General features: G+C 62.3%; 22 protein-coding genes. All 22 read right to left on the bottom strand.

The genetic code is table 11. From position 1 onward, the window contains the following. Positions 1-260: 260 nt before the first annotated feature. The 22 genes from flhB to AAZU54_RS13810 all read right to left on the bottom strand — a co-directional run bounded on the left by flhB (position 261) and on the right by AAZU54_RS13810 (position 20,783). Positions 261-1,403: a flagellar biosynthesis protein FlhB gene (gene flhB / locus AAZU54_RS13705; protein ID WP_186555988.1), complete on the bottom strand. Its 1,143-nt coding sequence runs from the start codon at positions 1,401-1,403 to the stop codon at positions 261-263. A gap of 2 nt (positions 1,404-1,405) precedes the next feature. Then, positions 1,406-2,182, bottom strand: a complete 777-nt coding sequence (gene fliR, locus AAZU54_RS13710; protein WP_186555987.1) for a flagellar biosynthetic protein FliR — start codon at positions 2,180-2,182, stop codon at positions 1,406-1,408. A gap of 7 nt (positions 2,183-2,189) precedes the next feature. After that, the gene (gene fliQ, locus AAZU54_RS13715; RefSeq protein WP_312152603.1) at positions 2,190-2,459 is read right to left on the bottom strand and encodes a flagellar biosynthesis protein FliQ; all 270 of its coding nucleotides are present in this window, start codon (positions 2,457-2,459) and stop codon (positions 2,190-2,192) included. A 21-nt stretch (positions 2,460-2,480) separates the two neighbouring features. Continuing rightward, positions 2,481-3,248: a flagellar type III secretion system pore protein FliP gene (gene fliP, locus AAZU54_RS13720; protein ID WP_186555985.1), complete on the bottom strand. Its 768-nt coding sequence runs from the start codon at positions 3,246-3,248 to the stop codon at positions 2,481-2,483. Continuing rightward, positions 3,248-3,682, bottom strand: a complete 435-nt coding sequence (fliO, locus tag AAZU54_RS13725; protein ID WP_186555984.1) for a flagellar biosynthetic protein FliO — start codon at positions 3,680-3,682, stop codon at positions 3,248-3,250. Before fliO ends, fliP begins: the two co-directional genes overlap by 1 nt. Before the next feature lie 12 nt (positions 3,683-3,694). After that, the gene (gene fliN / locus AAZU54_RS13730) at positions 3,695-4,159 is read right to left on the bottom strand and encodes a flagellar motor switch protein FliN (RefSeq protein WP_186555983.1); all 465 of its coding nucleotides are present in this window, start codon (positions 4,157-4,159) and stop codon (positions 3,695-3,697) included. A gap of 47 nt (positions 4,160-4,206) precedes the next feature. Continuing rightward, positions 4,207-5,175: a flagellar motor switch protein FliM gene (gene fliM, locus AAZU54_RS13735; protein WP_186555982.1), complete on the bottom strand. Its 969-nt coding sequence runs from the start codon at positions 5,173-5,175 to the stop codon at positions 4,207-4,209. A 9-nt stretch (positions 5,176-5,184) separates the two neighbouring features. Then, on the bottom strand, positions 5,185-5,682 hold the full coding sequence (gene fliL, locus AAZU54_RS13740; RefSeq protein ID WP_186555981.1) for a flagellar basal body-associated protein FliL: 498 nt from the start codon (positions 5,680-5,682) through the stop codon (positions 5,185-5,187). Between the two features lie 248 nt (positions 5,683-5,930). Next, positions 5,931-7,232 (bottom strand): flagellar hook-length control protein FliK, encoded by a 1,302-nt coding sequence (locus tag AAZU54_RS13745; protein ID WP_186555980.1) that lies wholly within the window; start codon positions 7,230-7,232, stop codon positions 5,931-5,933. A gap of 72 nt (positions 7,233-7,304) precedes the next feature. Then, complete coding sequence (locus AAZU54_RS13750; RefSeq protein ID WP_186555979.1) at positions 7,305-7,652, bottom strand: Hpt domain-containing protein; 348 nt, start codon at positions 7,650-7,652, stop codon at positions 7,305-7,307. Between the two features lie 58 nt (positions 7,653-7,710). Next, the gene (locus AAZU54_RS13755) at positions 7,711-9,402 is read right to left on the bottom strand and encodes an ATP-binding SpoIIE family protein phosphatase (RefSeq protein WP_312152595.1); all 1,692 of its coding nucleotides are present in this window, start codon (positions 9,400-9,402) and stop codon (positions 7,711-7,713) included. 8 nt (positions 9,403-9,410) lie between these two features. Then, complete coding sequence (locus AAZU54_RS13760) at positions 9,411-9,716, bottom strand: STAS domain-containing protein (RefSeq protein WP_186555977.1); 306 nt, start codon at positions 9,714-9,716, stop codon at positions 9,411-9,413. Positions 9,717-10,076: 360 nt separating this feature from the next. After that, complete coding sequence (gene fliJ / locus AAZU54_RS13765) at positions 10,077-10,529, bottom strand: flagellar export protein FliJ (protein WP_186555976.1); 453 nt, start codon at positions 10,527-10,529, stop codon at positions 10,077-10,079. 6 nt (positions 10,530-10,535) lie between these two features. Further along, complete coding sequence (gene fliI, locus AAZU54_RS13770; protein WP_186555975.1) at positions 10,536-11,894, bottom strand: flagellar protein export ATPase FliI; 1,359 nt, start codon at positions 11,892-11,894, stop codon at positions 10,536-10,538. Then, positions 11,884-12,657 carry a flagellar assembly protein FliH gene (fliH, locus tag AAZU54_RS13775; protein WP_186555974.1) on the bottom strand — a complete coding sequence of 258 codons (774 nt, stop codon included), beginning with the start codon at positions 12,655-12,657 and terminating at the stop codon, positions 11,884-11,886. Before fliH ends, fliI begins: the two co-directional genes overlap by 11 nt. Positions 12,658-12,801: 144 nt before the next feature. Next, complete coding sequence (gene fliG / locus AAZU54_RS13780) at positions 12,802-13,821, bottom strand: flagellar motor switch protein FliG (protein ID WP_186555973.1); 1,020 nt, start codon at positions 13,819-13,821, stop codon at positions 12,802-12,804. After that, positions 13,814-15,592 carry a flagellar basal-body MS-ring/collar protein FliF gene (gene fliF, locus AAZU54_RS13785; RefSeq protein WP_186555972.1) on the bottom strand — a complete coding sequence of 593 codons (1,779 nt, stop codon included), beginning with the start codon at positions 15,590-15,592 and terminating at the stop codon, positions 13,814-13,816. Before fliF ends, fliG begins: the two co-directional genes overlap by 8 nt. Positions 15,593-15,606: 14 nt before the next feature. After that, complete coding sequence (gene fliE / locus AAZU54_RS13790; protein WP_186555971.1) at positions 15,607-15,939, bottom strand: flagellar hook-basal body complex protein FliE; 333 nt, start codon at positions 15,937-15,939, stop codon at positions 15,607-15,609. A gap of 108 nt (positions 15,940-16,047) precedes the next feature. Beyond that, complete coding sequence (locus AAZU54_RS13795; protein WP_186555970.1) at positions 16,048-17,424, bottom strand: sigma-54-dependent transcriptional regulator; 1,377 nt, start codon at positions 17,422-17,424, stop codon at positions 16,048-16,050. Continuing rightward, positions 17,424-18,641, bottom strand: coding sequence for a sensor histidine kinase (locus AAZU54_RS13800; RefSeq protein ID WP_434727276.1), 1,218 nt, complete (start codon positions 18,639-18,641; stop codon positions 17,424-17,426). The genes AAZU54_RS13795 and AAZU54_RS13800 overlap by 1 nt, the downstream gene beginning before the upstream one ends. A gap of 203 nt (positions 18,642-18,844) precedes the next feature. After that, positions 18,845-20,320, bottom strand: coding sequence for a transcriptional regulator FleQ (fleQ, locus tag AAZU54_RS13805; protein ID WP_312152182.1), 1,476 nt, complete (start codon positions 20,318-20,320; stop codon positions 18,845-18,847). Positions 20,321-20,486: 166 nt separating this feature from the next. After that, entirely contained in the window at positions 20,487-20,783 is a 297-nt protein-coding gene (locus tag AAZU54_RS13810; protein WP_186555967.1) for a flagellar protein FliT, read from the bottom strand. Positions 20,784-20,786: the final 3 nt, after the last annotated feature.

Genomic DNA, 20,786 nt, shown 5'->3' on the forward strand with positions numbered 1-20,786 from the left:
TCGGCGCAGCCGAAGGCGCGAGATGTAGATTTGCGCAGCAAATCGTAGGCCGCGCGGGCCCGGAAGGCACCGAAGCGAGGGGACCCGAAGCGCAGCGTAGGGCCGGATGGTGGAGCGCAGACCTTTTGGTTACTTTTGGGGCGACTGCCAAAAGTGACCCGCCGTAAGGGCGGAAAGGTGAATCAGCGTCTCCATCGCAAATGGATCTGCTCCCAAACCTAAAAACTACAAATCAAGAATCAAGAATCAAGAATCAAGAATCAAGAATCACGCCGCAAATCCGGCGGAATCGGCAAATCCTTCTTCAACGGATCCGGCGCCTTCCCCTTGCCAGCCCGGTACTGCCGAATCTGGAACACATAAGCCAACACCTGCGCCACCGCCAAATACAACCCAGCCGGAATCTCCTGCTCAAGCTCGGTAGAGTAATAGATCGCCCGCGCCAACTCCGGCGACTCCAAAATCTGCACCTTATGCTCAGCAGCAATCTCACGCATCTTCAACGCAATGAAGTCGGTGCCCTTGGCCAGCAGCAGCGGCGCCGCCGAGCCCTTATCGGGGTCATACTTCAGCGCCACCGCATAGTGCGTCGGGTTGGTAATGATCACGTCAGCCTCAGGCACCGCAGCCATCATGCGCCGCTGCGAAACCTCCCGCTGCAACTGACGGATCCGCTGCTTGACCTCAGGCTTGCCTTCACTGTCCTTGTACTCGTCGCGCACTTCCTGCTTGGTCATCTTCAACTTCTTGTGCGTTTGCCACAGCTGGAACGGCACATCCAGCGCGGCAATCAGCAACAGCCCCGCTGCCATCCACATGGCACTCCATCCGACCACCTGGACACTGTGAATGATCGCCTGCTCAAGCGGCTCATTGGCAATCGCCAGCAACGCCTGGCGGTCGTTGGAAAGCACCACCAGCGCCACCACCAAGATCATGAAAAACTTCGCCAATGCCTTGAGCAGCTCGGTCAAGGCATTCAAGGAGAACATGCGCTTGATCCCCGCCAAGGGATTCATGCGACTGAATTTGGGCTGCAGCAAGCTGCCTGAGAACAGGAACCCACCCAGAGCAATCGGTGCAATGAAAGCGACCACGAACAACAGGACCAGGATCGGCTGCACAGCCCAGATGGCCATCTTGCCCGAGTTGAGCAAATAGGCGGCCATGGACCCTTCAGCCATCAACACCTCACGCGGCAAGCTGAAGTTCAGCCGCATCAGCTCCATCAGGGTCTCGCCCAGATAACCCCCAAAGGCCAACAGCGCGCCTGCCCCGCCAAGGGTGACGGCGACGGTGTTCAGCTCCTTGGAGCGGGCCACCTCACCTTTCTCGCGCGCCTGCGTCTTGCGCTTGTCGGTGGGCTCTTCCGTCTTGTCCTGACCACTCTCGCTCTCGGCCATGCTTAGCGCGCCCGTGCCAGTTCACGCAGCCACTGCAGCGCTTCGCTGGCCAATGCCTGGTAGTGGGAAAGAATGTCGGCCAGACCCACCCAGAAGATGGCCATGCCCAACACCAATGTCAGCGGGAAACCGATCGAGAAGATGTTCAACTGCGGCGCTGCGCGGGTCATCACGCCGAAGGCAACGTTGATCACCAACAGCGCAGCGATCATGGGAAGCACCAGCAACAATCCGGCCCCCAGCACCCAGCCCAAGCGCCCAGCCAGCTCCCAGAAGTGATTGACCAACAGCCCACTCCCGACCGGCAAGGTCGTGAAGCTCTCAGTCAAGACCTCGAACACCACCAGATGGCCGTTCATCAGCAAAAACAGAATACTGACCAGCATGGTCATGAATTGGCTGACCACCGCGACGTTGACGCCATTGGCCGGATCGACCATCGAGGCAAACGCCATCCCCATTTGCACCGCGATGATCTGCCCCGCCACCACGAACGCCTGAAACAGCATCTGCAATGAGAAACCAAACACCGCCCCGATGATCACCTGCTCGCCACACAGCAAAAAGCCCCGCAGGCTCAGCGGTTCGAACTCGGGCAATGGCGGCAGACCCGGCACGATCACGACAGTGATGGCCAGGGCCGCATACAGGCGAATGCGCGCCGGGAGCATCTTGGTGCCGAAGATCGGCATGGTCATCAGCACCGCAGTGACGCGGAACAGCGGCAGCATGAAGGTCGCAACCCAGGTCCCAATCTGTGCGTCGGTCAGCTCCAGCATGGCCGCCTCACCCGATCAGCTGCGGAATGCTGGTGTACAGACCAATGAAGTACTCCATGAACTTCTGGGTAAGCCATGGCCCAACGACAATCAAGGTCACCAGCATCACCAGCAAACGCGGCAGGAAGCTCAGGGTCTGTTCGTTGATCTGGGTGGCGGCCTGGAACATCGCCACCACCAGGCCGACCAGCAGGCTAGGCACCACCAGCACGCCCACCATCAGGGTGGTCAGCCAGAGGGCGTCGCGGAACAGGTCGACAGCAACTTCAGGTGTCATGCAAGGCTCTCCTTGACGGCGTCAGACGCCGCCGAAACTGCCAGCCAGGGTGCCCATGATCAGCGCCCAGCCATCGACCAGCACGAACAGCATGATCTTGAACGGCAAGGAAATGATCAGCGGCGACAGCATCATCATACCCATCGCCATCAGCACGCTGGCGACCACCATGTCGATGATCAAAAACGGGATGAAGATCATGAAGCCGATCTGGAACGCGGTCTTGAGCTCGGAGGTCACGAACGCCGGCACCAGGATGGTCAGCGGCGCCTGGTCCGGGCTGGCGATATCGGTACGCTTGGACAAGCGCATGAACATGTCCAGATCGCTTTGCCGGGTCTGCGCGAGCATGAAGTCCTTGAGCGGAACCTGGGCCTTGTCGATGGCCTGCTGGGCAGTCATCTGCTCGTTCAGATAGGGCTGGATCGCCGTCTGGTTCACCCGGTCGAACACCGGCGCCATGATGAAGAAGGTCAGGAACAGCGCCATGCCGGTCAGCAGTTGATTCGATGGCGTCTGTTGCAGGCCCAGGGCCTGACGCAGGATGGAGAAGACGATGATGATCCGGGTAAAGCTGGTCATCAGGATGACGAACGCTGGAATGAAACTCAGCGCCGTCATGATCATCAGGATCTGCAGGCTGACCGAATATTCCTGCTGCCCATCCGCCCCGCTGGACAGAGTGATGGCCGGGATCGACAGGGGGTCGGCGGCCAGCGCCTGCGGCGCCACCAACCACAGCACGACTGGCAACAAGGTGCTCAACAGGATGCGCAGGGCGCCACTCATTACTTCTTGTCCTTCTGATCCTTGCCCATCAGCTCGAGCAGCCGCTGGGCGAATTCAGGCGTGGCCGGACGGGCACCGGCGGGCACCTCGACCGGTTCGGCCAGCACATGCAGGGCCTCGATGCTGCCCGGGCTATGCCCGATCAGGATCTGCTCCTTGCCCACCTGTACCAACAACAACCGATCACGCGGACCGATGGCGCGCGTACCGACGATTTCGATCACTTGCCCACTACGCGGCGCGGCGCCTTGCATACGGCGCACCAGCCAGGCGAGCAGGAAGATCAGCCCGACCACCAGCAACAGCCCGAAGACCATCTGCGCCAGTTGCCCACCGAGGCTACCTGGGGCTCCAGGGGCAGGCGTGGCAGGGATCGTCGCAGCGATCGCTACCTCACTGGCGAGCAGCGCCGCCAGGGCCGTCGCGGCCCGCATCAGCGCCTTCACTCAGCGCAGCTTCTTGATACGTTCGCTTGGGCTGATCACGTCGGTCAGGCGAATGCCGAACTTCTCGTTGACCACCACGACCTCGCCATGGGCGATCAGCGTGCCGTTGACCAGCACGTCGAGCGGTTCGCCGGCCAGGCGGTCAAGCTCGATCACCGACCCCTGGTTGAGCTGCAGCAGGTTGCGGATGTTGATTTCGGTGCTGCCCACTTCCATCGAGATGCTCACCGGAATATCCAGGATCACATCCAGGTTGGGGCCTTCGAGGCTGACATTTTCGTTCGGCTTGGGCGAGCTGGCGAACTCTTCCATTGGCAGTCGGCCGGCACCGGAGTTGCCCGCGTCCGCCGCCAGCAGCGCATCGATGTCGGACTGGCCGGCATCGCCGGTCTCTTCCAGGGCTGCTGCCCACTCATCTGCCAAAGCCTGCTCCTCGGGGGAGCTGATCTCGTTTTCGTTAGCCATAATGTCCTCGACAAGCATTCAATTCGGGGGTTGCGAGCGGCACGCCTTCAGCGGCGCTCGATCGGATCGATGATCTGCAGCGACAGGGTGCCCTTGTGCGACCCCAGCCGCGCCTTGAACGACGGCACGCCGTTGGCACGCAGCACCAGGTGCTCAGGCAGCTCCACGGGAATCACATCGCCAGGCTGCATGTGCAGGATGTCGCGCAGCTTTAGCTGACGCCGCGCCACAGTGGCCGAGAGCGGCACGCTGACGTCCAGCACGTCCTCGCGCAGGGCCTTGACCCAGCGCTCGTCCTGATCGTCCAGGTCGGACTGGAAGCCCGCGTCGAGCATTTCGCGCACCGGCTCGATCATCGAGTACGGCATGGTCACGTGCAGGTCGCCGCCACCGCCATCGAGTTCGATGTGGAAGGTCGACACCACCACCGCCTCGCTTGGGCCAACGATGTTGGCCATGGCCGGGTTGACCTCGGAGTTGATGTACTCGAAGTTGACCGGCATGATCGCCTGCCAGGCCTCCTTGAGGTCGACGAAGCACTGGTCCAAGACCATGCGCACTACCCGCAGCTCAGTCGGGGTGAACTCACGCCCTTCGATCTTGGCGTGACGCCCGTCGCCACCAAAGAAGTTGTCCACCAGCTTGAACACCAGCTTGGCATCGAGGATGAACAGCGAGGTGCCGCGCAGCGGCTTGATCTTGACCAGGTTGAGGCTGGTCGGCACGTACAGCGAGTGCACGTACTCACCGAACTTCATCACCTGCACGCCACCGACCGCGACATCGGCGGAGCGGCGCAGCAGGTTGAACATGCTGATCCGGGTGTAACGGGCAAAGCGCTCGTTGATCATCTCCAGGGTCGGCATGCGCCCACGCACGATCCGGTCCTGGCTGGTCAGGTCATAGCTTTTGACGCTACCGGGCTCGGCTGCGCTTTCAGTCTGTACCAGCCCATCATCGACGCCGTGCAACAGGGCATCGATCTCATCCTGGGACAGCAGGTCCTGTACGGCCATTGCGGACTCCTACTGCAATACGAAATTGGTGAACAGCAGCTGGTCGACGACCGGCTTGCCGACTTCCTTTTGCGCCACTTCCTGAACCACCGCAGTGGCCTTCTGGCGCAGCATTTCCTGGCCGACCGAGCTACTGGCCAAGGTGTCGAAACCTTGACCGGAGAACATCATCACCAGGTTGTTGCGAATGACCGGCATGTGCACTTTGAGCGCGTCCAGGTCAGCCTGGTTACGGCCCTGCATGGTGATGCTCACCTGCATGTAACGCTGGCGGCCGTTCTGATTGAAGTTGACCACGAAGGCTGGGGCCAGGGGCTCGTAGATCGCTGCCGGCTTGATGTTGGCCAGGGCTGGGTCCGCTGCCGGAGCCGACTCGCTCTTGTGCATGATGAACCAGGTGGCGCCCACCGACAGGCCGACGGCCAGTAGCAGGGCTACTACCAGCAGCAGGATCAGCTTGAGTTTGCCTTTCGTGGCGGGGTCTTTCACTGCGTCGCTCTTCGCCATGCCAATAATCCGTCGTCCATCGGGGTTTCAAAGGAGGATGACGTGGCTTGAGCAAGTGTTATGCCAGAATCGCCGGGAGGGGCGATTGCCGGGCCAGGTGAATGATAAACCGCTGTGGTGCATGGCCAGGGCTGCGCCCTGGTCCGCGGGCAAGCACGCTCCCACAGAGTTAGCGTCGTCTCTCTAACGCGTGGCCGGCTCGCCCCCTGCAGGAGCGGGCTTGCCCGCAAACCAGGGCGAAGCCCCGATCAGGCGTAGTAGTCGACCGCACTATCGCCGATCACCACTTGCTGCTCGAGTGGCTGGGCAGCGGCATCTGCCAGCTCGCCTTGCTCGCCGGAGGCCGCTTGTGCACGCCGTGCTGCTACTCCAGATAGCTGCGAGCTATCTTGTTGCGCCTGCTGTTGCTGACCGCGCGACTGATCGGCAACGTTGACATCAGGCTGGGCCAGGCCCTGCTGGGCAAACAGCTCGCGCAGGCGATGCAACTGACTGTCGAGGCTGTCACGCACGCCAGCATGGCCGCTGATGAAGGTGATTTGGGTCGCTTGGTCCGCCGCTACATTGACGCGAATATCCAGACGCCCCAACTCAGCCGGCTCCAGTTGAATCTCGGCAGACTTGAGGTTCTGACTGGAAAGGTACATCACCCGGTTAACCAAGCCCTCGGTCCAGGCGTTCTGATTCATCGACAGCGGCTGATGCAATGGCGCCGGGTTGACCGGCAGCGCATTGGCGGTTTTCGCCGTGGCCGCCTGGGTCAGACTGGCCAAGCGATCGGCAAAGTCGTCGACCCGAGTGTCACTGCTGGCACTCTTGATGTCCTTCAGGCCATCTTCAAGCAAACTGCCAAAGGCTTTATCGCCCGGCTCCGACTGCTCACCCTCGGTTTGCGATTTGCTGATCAGGTTCGCCAAGGTATTGACGGCTGGCTGGCCGTCGTCAGGCTGCGCCTGGGCGCTATCAGCACCATTGGCATGGGCCGAGGTGGTGCCTTTGGCCTGGGCGCTCTGCTCGAGGGCCAAGCGCAGGGTGGGCAAGCCCGCCAGGGGGTCAGCCTCCGGATCGAATGCTTCATTGGCCGCTTCGTCGCCCACAGTTGGCGCCAACGGTGCTGCTGGTTGTTGGGCCACCGCCTGGAGCACCGGCGCCACTGCCTCGGCTTGCGCCTGGATCAATTGGGCACCGGGCTGCGCATCGGTCACCTGACCTGCAACCAGGCTGGCATCCAGTGAACTGGCAGCGTCATCCTGAGCGGCTTCGCCTGCTGCAAGGGCTGCATCGGCCGCTGGCAAATTCTTGCCGTCATCGGCAACCGATGCCTTATCGCCAGCGTCTTTCTTGCCGCTGGCTGCAGCATCCGGTTTGTCTTTGGGCTTGGCCTGGGCAACCTTGTCGTCACGCACAGGGCTGTTATCACGCCCCTGCTTGGCCATGACCTGATCGAACCCTTTACCCTGCTCGGCCACCGCCGACTGGGGCTTGTCGGCCGCGCGCGACTGCTTGGCGATAGCGCTGGCTTGCAACAAAGGATTGGGTGCGACAGGCATTGAAAAGTCTCCGCGCCAGATGGCGTAAAAATCGTCTGGGCAGAAACAGGCAAAAGTCGCGCCAAGTCTTGATCAGCTGCTAGAAACGCGCGCACATTCACCGCGGTAGAAGCACTGAACCTCACGGTACTCCTGGTCGATGCGGTTGATCAGATCTTCGATGCCATACAACGGCGACTGGCGGACTCGCTCTTCAAGCTGCTGGCACAGGGCCGCCAAGCCAACAGCGCCCATGTTGCTACTGCTGCCCTTGAAGCTATGGGCAGCCATGCCGAGCTCAGCCGCATTCTTGGCACCGTGCAGTTGACTCAGGCGTCGTTCTGAATCCTCCAAAAAGGTCTCCAGCAGCTGTTGATAGCCGCTCTCCATGACGTCTTGCAGGTCGCTCAGGACCTGGTGATCGATATGCATGTCCACCACTTGCTCACTCCTTGATCAAGTCCAGTATGACGTATTGGCCGGCTGCCGGGGCCAGCACTCACCAACAGATTTGTATCCGCGCGCAGCGCCCGCCTTCCAGCCATTGCGCGTGCTGGCTCAAGCGCCGCACCAGATTCACTCCACGACCACTGAAGCCTTGCTCATGCGCAGGTCGAGCTAAAACCTGTTCGACATCAAAGCCTGCGCCACTGTCTCGCACCTCAATGGTCAGACGCCCGCCTTGGCCGTGCGGTTCAACCCTTAAATCAAAGCGCACATCGCCATCGACCTGCTGCGCCAGGCGCTCTGCGCGCTGCCGATAGTATTCGGCAAAGCCGCTGGCATCGCGCTTGAGGCCCGAATCCAAGCCCAGCACGCCATGCTCCAAGGCGTTGGAATACAGCTCACTGAGCACACTGTGCAACACCCCGCTGCTTGGCCGCAGCCCATGGACCTCTTGCAGCAACTGCAACAGGTAGGGCACGGGGTTGAAGCGCTTCAAGCTATCGCCCCGCAGCGTGAGCCCCAGCGACCAGTCCAGCGGGCTGGATCGACCACTGTCAGAGTAGAGCATTGCCGCAGGCGCCTCGAATCCCGGTTCAACCATGCGGATGTCGCACAGACTGATATCGTCGCGAGCACGCCCGCCAAAACGCTTCAGCGCCTGCAACACATCATCGAACAAACGCTCTGGGTCAAGGTTCTCGGCCATCACCGCCTGCAAGCGCTCGACACCGAACAAGCGCTCTTGCTCATCACTGGTATCAAGCACCCCGTCCGATAGCAACAGCAGCCGTTCGCCCACGCCCAGCGGCATTACCTCGGTGCTGTCATCGAATCGCTCTGGCGCCAGGATACCCAGCGGCAAATGCCTGGAGGCCAGGGTCGCCAGCAGCTCGCCACTGGCCGACAACCGATAGCCGTCGGGCATGCCGCCATTCCACACTTCCACGCAGGCTCGCTGGAAGCTCAGGTTCAGCAACAGCGCACAGCAGAACATGTCCACCGGCAGGATACGCTTGAGCTTGGCGTTCATCTCGCGCAGGGTTTCGGCCAGGCCATAGCCCTTGGCAGTCATGCCGTAGAACACTTCTGCCAGGGGCATGGCGCCGACCGCCGCAGGCAGGCCATGACCGGTGAAGTCACCCAGCAGCACATGCATGTCACCGCTAGGAGTAAAGGCTGCCAACAACAGATCGCCGTTGAACAGCGCATACGGCGACTGCAAGTAACGAATATTCGGTGAGCGCAGGCAACCGCTGTGGGCCACCTTGTCGAACACAGCCTTGGCCACCCGCTGTTCATTGAGCAGGTGATGGTGGTGACGGGTTATCTGGTCGCGCTGCTCCAGCACCGTTGCTTGCAACCTGCGCAAACGGTCCATGGCGTGGATCTTGGCGCCGAGAATTACCGCACTGTAGGGCTTGGCCACGAAGTCATCGCCGCCCGCTTCAAGGCAACGCACCAGGTCGTCGTCTTCGCTGAGCGAGGTGAGAAAGATGATCGGCACCAGCGCCTGACCGGCCAGCGCCTTGATCTGGCGGGCGGCCTCGAAACCGTCCATCACCGGCATCAGCGCATCGAGCAGAACCAGCTGCGGGCGCTTTTCGGCGAACAGGGCAACGGCTTGCTCGCCGTTTTCGGCGGTGAACACTTCGTGACCTTGGCGACGAACGATTTGCGCAAGCAATAGCCGATCTGCCGCTCCGTCTTCGGCGATCAATACGCGCAGCGCTTGGTCGGCTGGCATTGGGGCTGTCAGCTGATGTCGAAGAGCTTGTCGAAATTGGAAATGGCCAGGATCTTGCGCACGTCGGAGCTGGTGTTGATCACGCTGATGCATGAGTCATCACCGCCTTCGTGATCGCGCAACAACAGCAGCATGCCGAGGGCGGAACTGTCCAGGTAGGTGGCCTCCTTGAGGTCGACTACGACAGTATCGGGGCGTTCAGGTTGGCGCTCATAGGCGCTTCGAAACTCCTGGTGCCTGCCGAAATCGAAGCGGCCCTTGACCTTGATCGTCAGCTTTTTCTCGTCCCGTGAAAAATCAGTTTCGACTGCCATGCTAGCGAGTCCTTCGATGATGGCGAATGCGACTTCAGAAGGTTTAGCAGGCCAGCGGCCATGCCGCAAGCGGACAGCGCCGCAGGCAATCTGCGGCGCCCTTTTCGCGGGCAAGCCCGCTCCCACAGGGCTCAGCGTAGGCCGCGCATTAACGCGCCCGCCCGCAGACAAAATGGCACTGACACCACAAGACTACTGCTTAGACGCAAACCCCTGGGGGAGCGGGCTTGCCACAGGGTTCAGCGCAGGCCTCGCATTAACGCGCCCGCCCGCAGACAAAATGGCACTGACACCACAAGACAACTGCTTAGACGCAAAACCCTGTGGGAGCGGGCTTGCCCGCGAAAAGGGCGCCGCGCACTACATGTAGCTCTGCCGAGGCAAGCGCTGGGACAACTCATCCAGCAGCTTCTGCTCGCGCTTGTCCTCAGCCCGGCGCGCCTCATCCAGGTAACGCTGGACCAGCTTGCGCAACCCCTCGACCCGCGCATAGGCCTGCTGCCAGGCATTGCGCGCGTTGTTCAGGTTGGTCTGGTGCCAGGTCAGGCTCTGGCGCTGCTGGGTCATGGCCGTTTCAAGTTGCGCAAGGAAGCGCTGGTAGTTGAGCAACCAGCTGCCGTTGACCCCCTGCCCGCCGCGATTGATCCACTGCGCCTGGTAATCTTCGCGAAAGCGCTCAAGCTCAGCCAACTTGGCCTGCGCCTGAGCCACCTGCTGCTGAAAATGGCCAAGCCGTTGCACGGCCTTGCGCTCGGCCTCCTCGGCCATTTCCACCACCGGCGCCAGGCGCGCGGCTCGACTGGGCATGGCCATGGCCTATCAACCGCCCGCCGGCGCAGCGAATACCGCACCCAGCTGTTCGCGGCTCTGCGCCATGCTGACGTTTTCGTCCAGGCCTTGGCGCAGGAAGCCGACCAGCTTGGCCTGCAGCGCGATGGCCAGGTCCGTCTCCGGATCGCCACCCGCCACGTAGGCACCCACGCTGATCAGGTCGCGGCTTTGTGACAGGCGCGACCACAATTGCTTGAATTTCTGCGCCTGGCGCAAGTGATCGGCATCGACCACCTGGGGCATGACCCGGCTGATCGACGCTTCGATATCGATCGCCGGATAATGCCCTTCTTCAGCCAGGCGCCGCGACAACACGAAGTGACCATCGAGCACACCCCGCGCCGAGTCGGCGATCGGATCCTGCTGGTCGTCACCTTCCGAGAGCACGGTGTAGAAGGCGGTGATCGAGCCGCCCCCAGCCTCGCCATTACCGGCGCGCTCCACCAACTTGGGCAGCTTGGCGAACACTGACGGCGGATAGCCACGGGTCGCTGGCGGCTCGCCGATGGCCAGGGCAATTTCCCGCTGAGCTTGGGCGAAACGGGTGAGCGAATCCATCAACAGCAGGACATTCTTGCCTTTGTCGCGGAAGTATTCGGCGATCCGCGTGCAGTACATGGCCGCGCGCAAGCGCATCAGCGGCGCATCGTCGGCAGGCGAAGCCACCACCACCGAACGCTTGAGGCCCTCTTCGCCAAGGATGTGCTCGATGAACTCCTTGACCTCACGACCCCGCTCGCCGATCAACCCGACCACGATGATTTCGGCTTCGGTGAAGCGGGTCATCATGCCCAGCAGCACCGACTTACCCACACCGGTACCGGCAAACAGGCCCAGGCGCTGGCCGCGACCGACCGTCAACAAACCGTTGATGCTGCGAATACCGACATCCAGCGGCTGGCTGATCGGGTCGCGGTTGAGCGGGTTGATCACCGGGCCGTCCATCGGCACCCAGTCTTCGGCCTTCATCCCGCCCTTGCCGTCCAGCGCACGGCCAGCGCCGTCGAGCACCCGCCCGAGCATGCTCATGCCCATCGGCAGGCGGCCGCTGTCATCCAGTGGCACCACGCGCGCGCCCGGGGCGATGCCGGCGATGCTGCCGACGGGCATGAGGAACACCTTACTGCCGGAAAAGCCCATCACCTCGGCCTCGACCTGGACCGGGTGATAACTGTCGTCATTGATCACCATGCAGCGGCTACCGACGGCGCCGCGCAAGCCTTCGGCCTCCAGGGTCAGGCCGACCATGCGCAGCAGACGCCCCTCCACCACGGGCTGCTCAGGCAACTTGATCGCCTCGGCGTATCCGCCCAAGCGCTTGCCGAAACTGGTGCGATCAAGGCGCATCAGTAGCTCCAGAAGGGGCATTCAGTTCGATGGACAGATCTGCCGCCGCCGGATGCAGGGCCTGGTCATGCAACTGGTCGAACAGTTGCGCCACGGCCTTCTCCATACGGGTTTCCACAGTGGCATCGATGCGGCTGTGGGCCGTCTCGATGCGGCAACCACCTGGCAGCAGCGCCTCGTCTTCAAGCAACTTCCAACTCTCCTCATGCCGTTCGCGCAGGGCCTTGGCCAGCTCGAAGTCTTGCGGATTGAGATGGATGCGAATGTTGTCGGCGCCCATGGGCAGCAGCTTGAGTGCCTCGCGCAACACGTGGGTGATATGGCTGGAGTCGTTGCGCAATTCGCGACCGATCACCTGACGGGTCACATGGGCGACCAGATGCACCAGGGATTTCTCGATCTGGGTATCCTGCTCGGCGATGGGCTCGAGCAAATGCCCCATCAGCTGTTCCAGGCTTTGCAGCTTGGCGGCCAGGGCCACTTCAGCCTCCTGGCGCACCTTCAACTGAGTGCTGTGAAAGCCCTCGCGCTCGCCAGTGGCGAAGCCTTCGTTGTAGGCCTCCTGGCGGATCGCTTCGAGCTCTTCGAGGGTCAGCGGCTGGACTTCCTCCAGCGGCACTTCCTCGACTTCTTCCTCGATCACTTCTGGCTCAGGTTCCGGCTCCGGCTCAGGTGCCGGGTCGAAGCTAGGCAGCGCCCACACATCGACGCCCTCGAGGTCGCGGGCACGGATCAGGTCGCTGGGGTGTTCAGTAGTAGACATGCTTGATGTTCCCGAAACCAATTTCAACCAGAGCAGCGTGGGTGCGGGCTTGCCCCGCGATAGCGATAGCAGTGACAACCTTGCTGCCTGTTCTGATGCTATCGCGGGGCAAGCCCGCGCCTACGCCACCACCCGGTGAATTCGTTAGATCATCTCTTCGGCGCCCTTGCCGCCAAGCACGATCTCGCCGGCATCGGCCATGCGCCGGGCGATGGTGAGGATTTCTTTCTGCGCCGTTTCCACGTCGCTGACCCGCACCGGACCCTTGGCTTCCAGATCGTCGCGCAGCAGCTCCGAGGCACGCTTGGACATGTTCTTGAAGATCTTGTCCTTGACCCGCTCGTCGGCGCCCTTGAGCGACACCACCAGCACGTCCGAGGACACTTCGCGCAGCAGCGCCTGGATGCCGCGGTCGTCGACGTCGGCCAAGTTGTTGAAGACGAACATCAAGTCTTCGATCTGCTCCGACAGGTCGTTGTCGATCTCGCGGATCGAATCCATCAGCTGACCTTCGACCGAGCTGTCGAGGAAGTTCATGATGTCGGCAGCGCGCTTGATACCACCCAAGGTGGTGCGCGCGGCGTTGGAGTTGCCGGAGAACTGCTTCTCGAGGATCTGGTTCAGCTCCTTGAGCGCCGCCGGTTGCACGGTGTTGAGCGAGGACACGCGCAAGATGATGTCCAGACGCACCTTGTGGTCGAAGTTGCCCAGCACCTCACCGGCCTGGTCAGGGTCAAGGTAGGCCACCACAATCGCCTGGATCTGCGGGTGCTCGTAGCGGATGACGTCGGCCACGGCGCGCGGCTCCATCCACTTCAGGCTGTCCAGGCCGCTGGTGTTACCACCCAGCAGGATGCGGTCGATCAGGCCGTTGGCCTTGTCCTCACCCAGCGCCTGGTTGAGCATCTTGCGGATGTAGCCGTCGGAGCCCACGCCCAGGCTGGTCTGGTCGCCGACGATCTCGACGAATTCGCTCATCACCTGCTGAACCTGCTCGCGATGGACGTTGCCCATCTGCGCCATGGCCACACCGACTCGCTGCACTTCCTTGGGGCCCATGTGCCGCAGCACCTGGGCGGCATCGGTCTCGCCCAGCGAGAGCAGGAGGATCGCCGCTTTGTCGGTGCGGCTCAGCTTGGCGGTAACGGCTCGGTTATCACTCATCGGCGTTGATCCACTCTTTCACGACCTGGGCCACGCGACCCGGGTCTTCGGCCACCAGGCCTTTGATTGCGTTCAGCTGTGCCTCGTAACCCTCGCTTGGGCTCGGCAACAGAATGCTTTGCGGGCCACCGAGGCTGACGCGGTCGTTGGCCAGTTCGCCATCCAGACCGATCATCCCGCCCAGTTCCATGTCGCTGTCGCTGGCAGCCTGCTTGCCGCCACCGGTGATGTTGTTGAGCACAGGACGCAGCACACCGAACACCAGCACCAGGATGAACACCACGCCGAGCACTTGCTTGACGATGTCCCAGAACCACGGCTGCGAGTAGAACGGAATGTCAGCGATTTCCGTGCCACGGTCGGCGGCGAACGGCACGTTGATCACCGTCACGCTGTCGCCACGGCTGGCGTCGAAGCCAACGGCGTCCTGTACCAGGCGGGTGAAGCGCGCCAGATCTTCGGCACCCCACGGCGCACGAGTCATTTCGCCCGTGGCGGCATCGAGCTTGGCCTGGTCATCGACTACCACGGCCACCGACAGGCGGCTCAGACGCCCTTGCTGCTGACGGGTGTGGCTGATCGAGCGATCCAACTCGAAGTTCTTGGTCGACTGCTTGCGCTTGTCGGCCGGGTACGGTGCGAGCATCGGCTGGCCGGTGACCGGATCCATGATCTGCGCGCCGTTGGCATCGAGCAGCGGCTGGCCAGGTTGGACTGCCCCGGCAGGCGGCGCGGCGGCAGTCGCGTTTTCCGGCGCGGCGGCACCGGCTGGCGGCTGGTTGCTCAAGGCGCCAGGCACGCCTTGCGGGCCTTGGCTGCTGGTGCGCTGCTCATCGACCGACTGCTCGCTGCGCAGCGCCGGCTGATCAGGGTTGAACTGCTCGGAGGTGGACTCGGTGGCACTGAAGTCGACGTCTGCCGAAACTTCGGCCTTGTAGCGGTCGTTGCCCAGCACCGGCTGCAGGATGTTGTGCACGCGCTGGGTGAGCATGCCTTCCATGCGGCGGCTGTAGTCGAACTGTTTGCCAGCCATGGTCAGGGCAGTGTCTTGCAACTGATCGGAGAGCAGGTTGCCCTTCTGGTCGACCACGGTGACCTGCGACTTGTCCAGCTCCGGCACACTGGTAGCGACCAGGTTGACGATCGCCATCACTTGGCCCGATTCCAGGGCACGGCCCGGATACAACTCGACCAGCACCGAGGCGCTCGGCTTGCGCTCGTCACGCACGAACACCGAGCTCTTCGGAATCGCCAGGTGCACGCGGGCGGCCTTGACGTTGTTCAGGCTAGAGACGGTGCGGGCCAGTTCGCCTTCGAGACTGCGACGGTAGCGGGTCGCCTCCATGAACTGGCTGGTGCCCAGGCCCTGCTCTTTGTCGAGCAGCTCGAAGCCAACATTGCCGTCGCTCGGCGCCACGCCAGCGGCAGCCAGTTTCAGGCGCGCACGGGAGAGGTCGTCGGCCTTGACCAGCAATGCGCCGGAGTTGGGTTCCACGTTGTAAGGAATGTCAGCCGCGCCGAGCACTTCCATGACTTGCTTGGTATCCATGCCCGCCAGGCTGCCGTACAGCGGCCGGTAGTCCGGCTGTTGCGACCAGAGCACCACGGCAAAGCCGATTGCCACGCTGGCCGACAGACCGACCAGCAGGCCAACCTGACGCAGCATGGGCATCTGCGAGATGTTTTCCAGGAACGCCATGCCAAACAGCGGCGGCTTTGCCGCTGGCGGGCCACTTTTGGCGGGGGCGTTATCGACGACTGCTTCGGCCATGACTCAATCTGTCCTCAAACCGGCATCTGCATGATGTCCTGGTACGACTGAACAACTTTGTTGCGTACCTGGGTCAGCGCCTGGAAGGACACGGTGGCTTTTTGCGAAGCGATCATCACGTCGGTCAGGTCGACGCCGCTCTTGCCGATTTCGAAGGCATTGGCGATCTGCGACGAGGCCTGCTGGGTATTGTGCACGGCACCAATGGCACTGCCGAGCAGATCGGCGAAGCTGCTCTGCCCCGGCGCCAGCTCAGGCGCGGCAGCGACCTTGGGCAGCGACATGGCATCGGCCTGCATGGCACGCATGTCCAACATCAGACGATTGAATTCAACACCTTGGCTCATGAACTTCTCTCTCCGGCGGCCGCATTTTTTTGACACTCATGCAGCGGATAGGCTGGAGCTAGCAACAAGAGTGCCAGCCCAATCGACAATCGCGTTAAAAATCCTCGATCAGCCGAACAGGCTGGCTTCTACATCCAGCCCGGCATCACGCATCTGCGCCAGCTTGTAGCGCAACGTGCGCGGGCTGATGCCCAGGCGATCGGCAGCCTCTTTGCGTCGACCACGTTCGGCGCGCAAGGTGTCGATGATCATCTGGTATTCATGACGGCGCATGTCGTCGCCCAGGCCACTGGCTTGGCCTGCGGCTTCAGGGGATGCCGGCTCGCCACTGACCGCGACGGGTGCCGACAAGGCAATGGCGCCACTCAGACAGAAATCCGCCGCCTCGATCACGCCACCCTGCTGCAGGATCAACGCTCGCTGCAGCGCGTTGTCCAGCTCGCGCACATTGCCCGGCCACAGGTGCCCCTGCAGGCAGGCACGGGCATCAGCAGACAGGCGCACCGGGGCGTGCTTCATCTTCGCCACGTGACGCGCCAGCAGACGCTCGGCCAACGGTAAGATATCGGCACTGCGCTGGCGCAGCGGACTCCAGGCCAAGGGGAACACCGACAAACGGTAGTAGAGGTCTTCACGGAAGCGCCCTGCCGCCACTTCGCCCACCAGATCGCGGTTGGTCGTGGCCAGCACGCGAATATCCAGGGCGATCGGCTTGCGCCCACCCACCCGCTCCACTTCTCTCTCCTGCAGCACGCGCAGCAGCTTGGCCTGCAAGCCCAGCGGCATTTCCGAGATCTCGTCGAGCAACAGAGTGCCACCGTCGGCCTGTTCGAACTTGCCCGGCTGGGCGGCGATGGCGCCGGTAAATGCGCCCTTCTCATGACCGAACAAAGTGGCTTCGAGCATGTTGTCGGGGATCGCCGCGCAGTTGATCGCGACAAACGCCTGGGTCGCGCGCGACGATTGCTGATGAATGTAGCGCGCCAAGACTTCCTTGCCCGTGCCCGACTCACCAGAAATCAGTACGGTCGAATCGCTGCGCGCAACCCGCGCGGCCAGCTCCAGCAGCTGGCGACTGGCAGGCTCGCAGGCTACCGGCCCTTCTTCGTCGACGCCGCCTACCCGCCCACCGGCATGGCGCTCGACCAGGCTGAGCAGCGCCTTGGGCTCGAAAGGCTTGACCAGATAATCGGCAGCGCCCTGGCGCATGGCCTCGACCGCACGCTCGACAGCAGCGTGAGCGGTCATCAACAGCACCGGCAACTGCGGATGATGACAGCGCAACTGGGCCAGCAACTGGTGGCCATCCATGCCGGGCATGTTGACGTCACTGACCACCAGGCTGAACGCTTCGCCTGCCACGGCTTCGAGCGCTTCTTCAGCAGAACCTGCGGCGTGATAGGCAAATCCACCCAGCTCAAGGGTGTCGGCCAGGGCTTGACGCAAGACTCGATCATCTTCGACCAGCAGCACCTTGATGCCCATCACACGCCCCCCGCAGGCAGCTCGCCGATCAGCGGCAGAACAACCTGCACACAGGTGCCACGACCCACTTTCGAGCGCACCTTCAGCGTCCCTTGATGGGCCCGCACCACCGCCTGCACTACCGCCAGGCCCAGACCAGTTCCAGTGGCCTTGGTAGTCAAAAATGGCTCGCCCAGCCGCGCTAACAGCTGCGCATCAATGCCAGTGCCTGCATCACTCACGCACAGGTGCAATGACTGCCCACGGCGGAACAGGTGAACCTTGACCCGCGCCGGGCCCTGGCAGGCCTGCAACGCGTTCTCGATCAGATTGAGCAAGCCCCCCACCAAGGTGTCGCGATTGCACAGCAACTCTCCCAGGTGAATATCGCACTGCCAGCGCACCGCATGGCCCTGCACATGTGACTGCGCCGCTTGCTGCAGCGCCTGGAACAAGGCCTTTGGGCTGATCCGATCAGACACCGGCAGCTCGCCGCGAGCGAATACCAGCATGTCGCGAACCTGATGTTCCAGCTCATGCAGGCGCTCTTTCAAGTTGCCGGCAAAGCGCTGGCGCGTGTCGCGCGGGAGCTCTTGCTCGGCATCGGCCAGGTGACTGGCATAGAGCATGGCCGCCGACAACGGCGTACGGATCTGATGGGCCAGTGACGCGACCATCCGCCCCAGCGACGACAGCCGCTCATGGCGGGCCAACTGATCTTGCAGGCGGCGGGTTTCAGTCAAATCATTGAGCAGCACCAACTGGCCCGGCTCAGCATCCAGCGAACGGGTGGCGATCGACAAGCGCCGACCATCACGCAGAGACACCTCATGCCCATCGTCCTTGCGCGGGGCAAAGCTGCGGGCGATGACCTGCCGCCACAGCTGACCAATCAGCGGCTCACCGAGCAGCTCGCACGCGGCCGGATTGGCTTCGCGCACAAAGCCCTGGGCATCGATCACGATCACGCCGCCGGGCAGCAGGTCGAGCAGGTTTTGCAAACGATTGGCCAGGCGCTCCTTCTCGTCCAGCTCAGCCATGCGCTGGGCACTGACCACCGCCAGCTCGCCCTTGAGCTCACTGACTCGCGCCTCGAGCATGCCGTACGACTCGCTGAGCTGGCTGGAGACCTGGCTGAACAGCGCGAAGGCCTGTTCAAGGCCCAGTCGACTTTCCTGCTCGACCGGGGTACGCCCCTGCGGATCGGGGGCTCGGGAAATCGTGGCGACTTGGGGCATCGTGCTCTCTCGCGTGACTGACCGTCAAAAACGGTGTGTTGCCTGCGATATAGCAATAGCCGTGCCGGAGATTCGAGAGTGCATTGCGAAGAAAACCACAAGTGGGCGTGGAGCCCCTTGAATACGGGGCCTTGCGCCCCTGCAAATGGTGTGGACATTCGCTTCGGCGGGCCGTCCCTTGCCCGGACCGAAGCAAGCAGGCGTCAATCCTCCGCCTGCTCCTCGCCATCACGACGGCTCATACCGTACTTGCGCATCTTCTCGACCAGCGTGGTGCGACGAATACGCAGGCGCTCGGCGGCCCGAGCAACGATGCCATTGGCATCGTCCAGCGCCTGCTGGATCAAACCTTGCTCAAGGCTACCGAGGTAGTCCTTCAGGTCGAGGCCTTCCGGCGGCAGCATGGCGTGGGTGGAGAAGTCTGGCGCGTGGCCATTGATCGCCACCCGCTCTTCAAGGTCGCTGCGCAGGCTGTCGACCAACTGCTCGTCTTCGTCATCGACGTAGCGGAACTTCTTCGGCAGCTCCGACACCCCGATCACCCCATAGGGGTGCATGATCGCCATGCGCTCGACCAGGTTGGCCAGCTCACGCACGTTGCCCGGCCAGCCATGCCGGCACAGCGACATGATCGATGCCGAGTTGAAGCGGATCGAGCCGCGCTTTTCGTGCTCCATGCGCGAGATCAGCTCGTTCATCAGCAGCGGGATATCCTCGACGCGCTCGCGCAGCGGGGCCATCTCGATGGGGAAGACGTTCAAGCGGTAGTACAGGTCTTCGCGGAAGGTGCCGTCCTCGATCATGGTCTCGAGGTTCTTGTGCGTCGCGGCAATGATGCGCACATCGATGCTTTGGGTCTTGTTGCTGCCCACCCGCTCGAAGGTACGCTCCTGTAGCACGCGCAGCAGCTTGACCTGCATCGGCAGCGGCATGTCGCCGATCTCGTCGAGGAACAGGGTGCCGCCGTTGGCCAGCTCGAAACGCCCGGCACGGCTGGTGATCGCCCCGGTGAAGGCGCCCTTCTCGTGACCGAACAGCTCGCTTTCGAGCAACTCGGCCGGGATCGCCCCACAGTTGACCGGCACGAACGGCGCTTCGCGGCGCTTGGAGTGATAGTGCAGGTTGCGCGCCACCACTTCCTTGCCGGTGCCCGACTCACCCAGGATCAGCACGCTGGCGTCGGTATCGGCGACCTGCTGCATCATCTGGCGCACATGCTGGATGGCGCGGCTGGTCCCGACCAGGCTGCGGAACAGGTTCGGCTCGCGCTGACGACCACGCTCACGGGCCTGGTCGTACATCTCGCGATAGACCTGGGCACGGTGCAGCGAGTCGAGCAGCTGGCTGTAGCTGGGCGGCATTTCCAGGTTGGACAAGACGCGGCGGCGCAGATCTTCCGGGAACTCCGCAGAAGAAATTTCACCCAGAAGCAGAACCGGAAGGAACTCATCCCAGGCAGCCACTGTCTTAAGGAGCCCCAGCACACTGGCTGGCGCATTTACGGTTCCGATGAGTACGCAGAGCACTTCACGACTGGAAGACAACGACTCCACCGCTTGCTGCCAATCCTGGCTGGAGCACGGGAGGTTTTCTTCGCCGAGGAAGTTCAACACCACCGCCAGATCGCGGCGGCGGGCGCTGTCGTCATCGATCAGGAGAATCTTGGTTTCACGCCACATGCAATAGCAACTTCCCTAGTCATATCGGCGCCCGAGGGCGTGCTCGACATCATTCCGACTGAATGGTCAGTGTTCGGACGTCTGAAATTCGAAAACAGCCACTAGTAAAGTCAAAAAACAGCACATAGTCAAATTTATGGCGCGCAGCTTTTTGCATCTTTCAGTGTCAGCTGAACAGATGGTATACCTTAGCCGCGTTTTTCGCCTGACGGATTTGCGTCATCTCGTCGACTATTGATTGACGCTCACCACTTGCAACCTCGATTAGGTGCCGGTAAGTCTCCAGCAATTGCTCAAGACTTGCCCGCACCGCGCCTTCGTTTTGCGATGCCTCTGCCAGCACGTCCTCGACGCACAAGCGGCATTCGAGGTCGAGCTCGCCCACCGCATCCCAATCGCGTCCGGCCAGGGCGGCCAACAACGCCTCACGGGTCTGTTCGATGCGCTCGATAACCTCGCTCATGAC

Origin of the sequence: Pseudomonas sp. Je.1.5.c (assembly GCF_051129895.1) — a bacterium.
GTDB lineage: Bacteria > Pseudomonadota > Gammaproteobacteria > Pseudomonadales > Pseudomonadaceae > Aquipseudomonas > Aquipseudomonas urmiensis.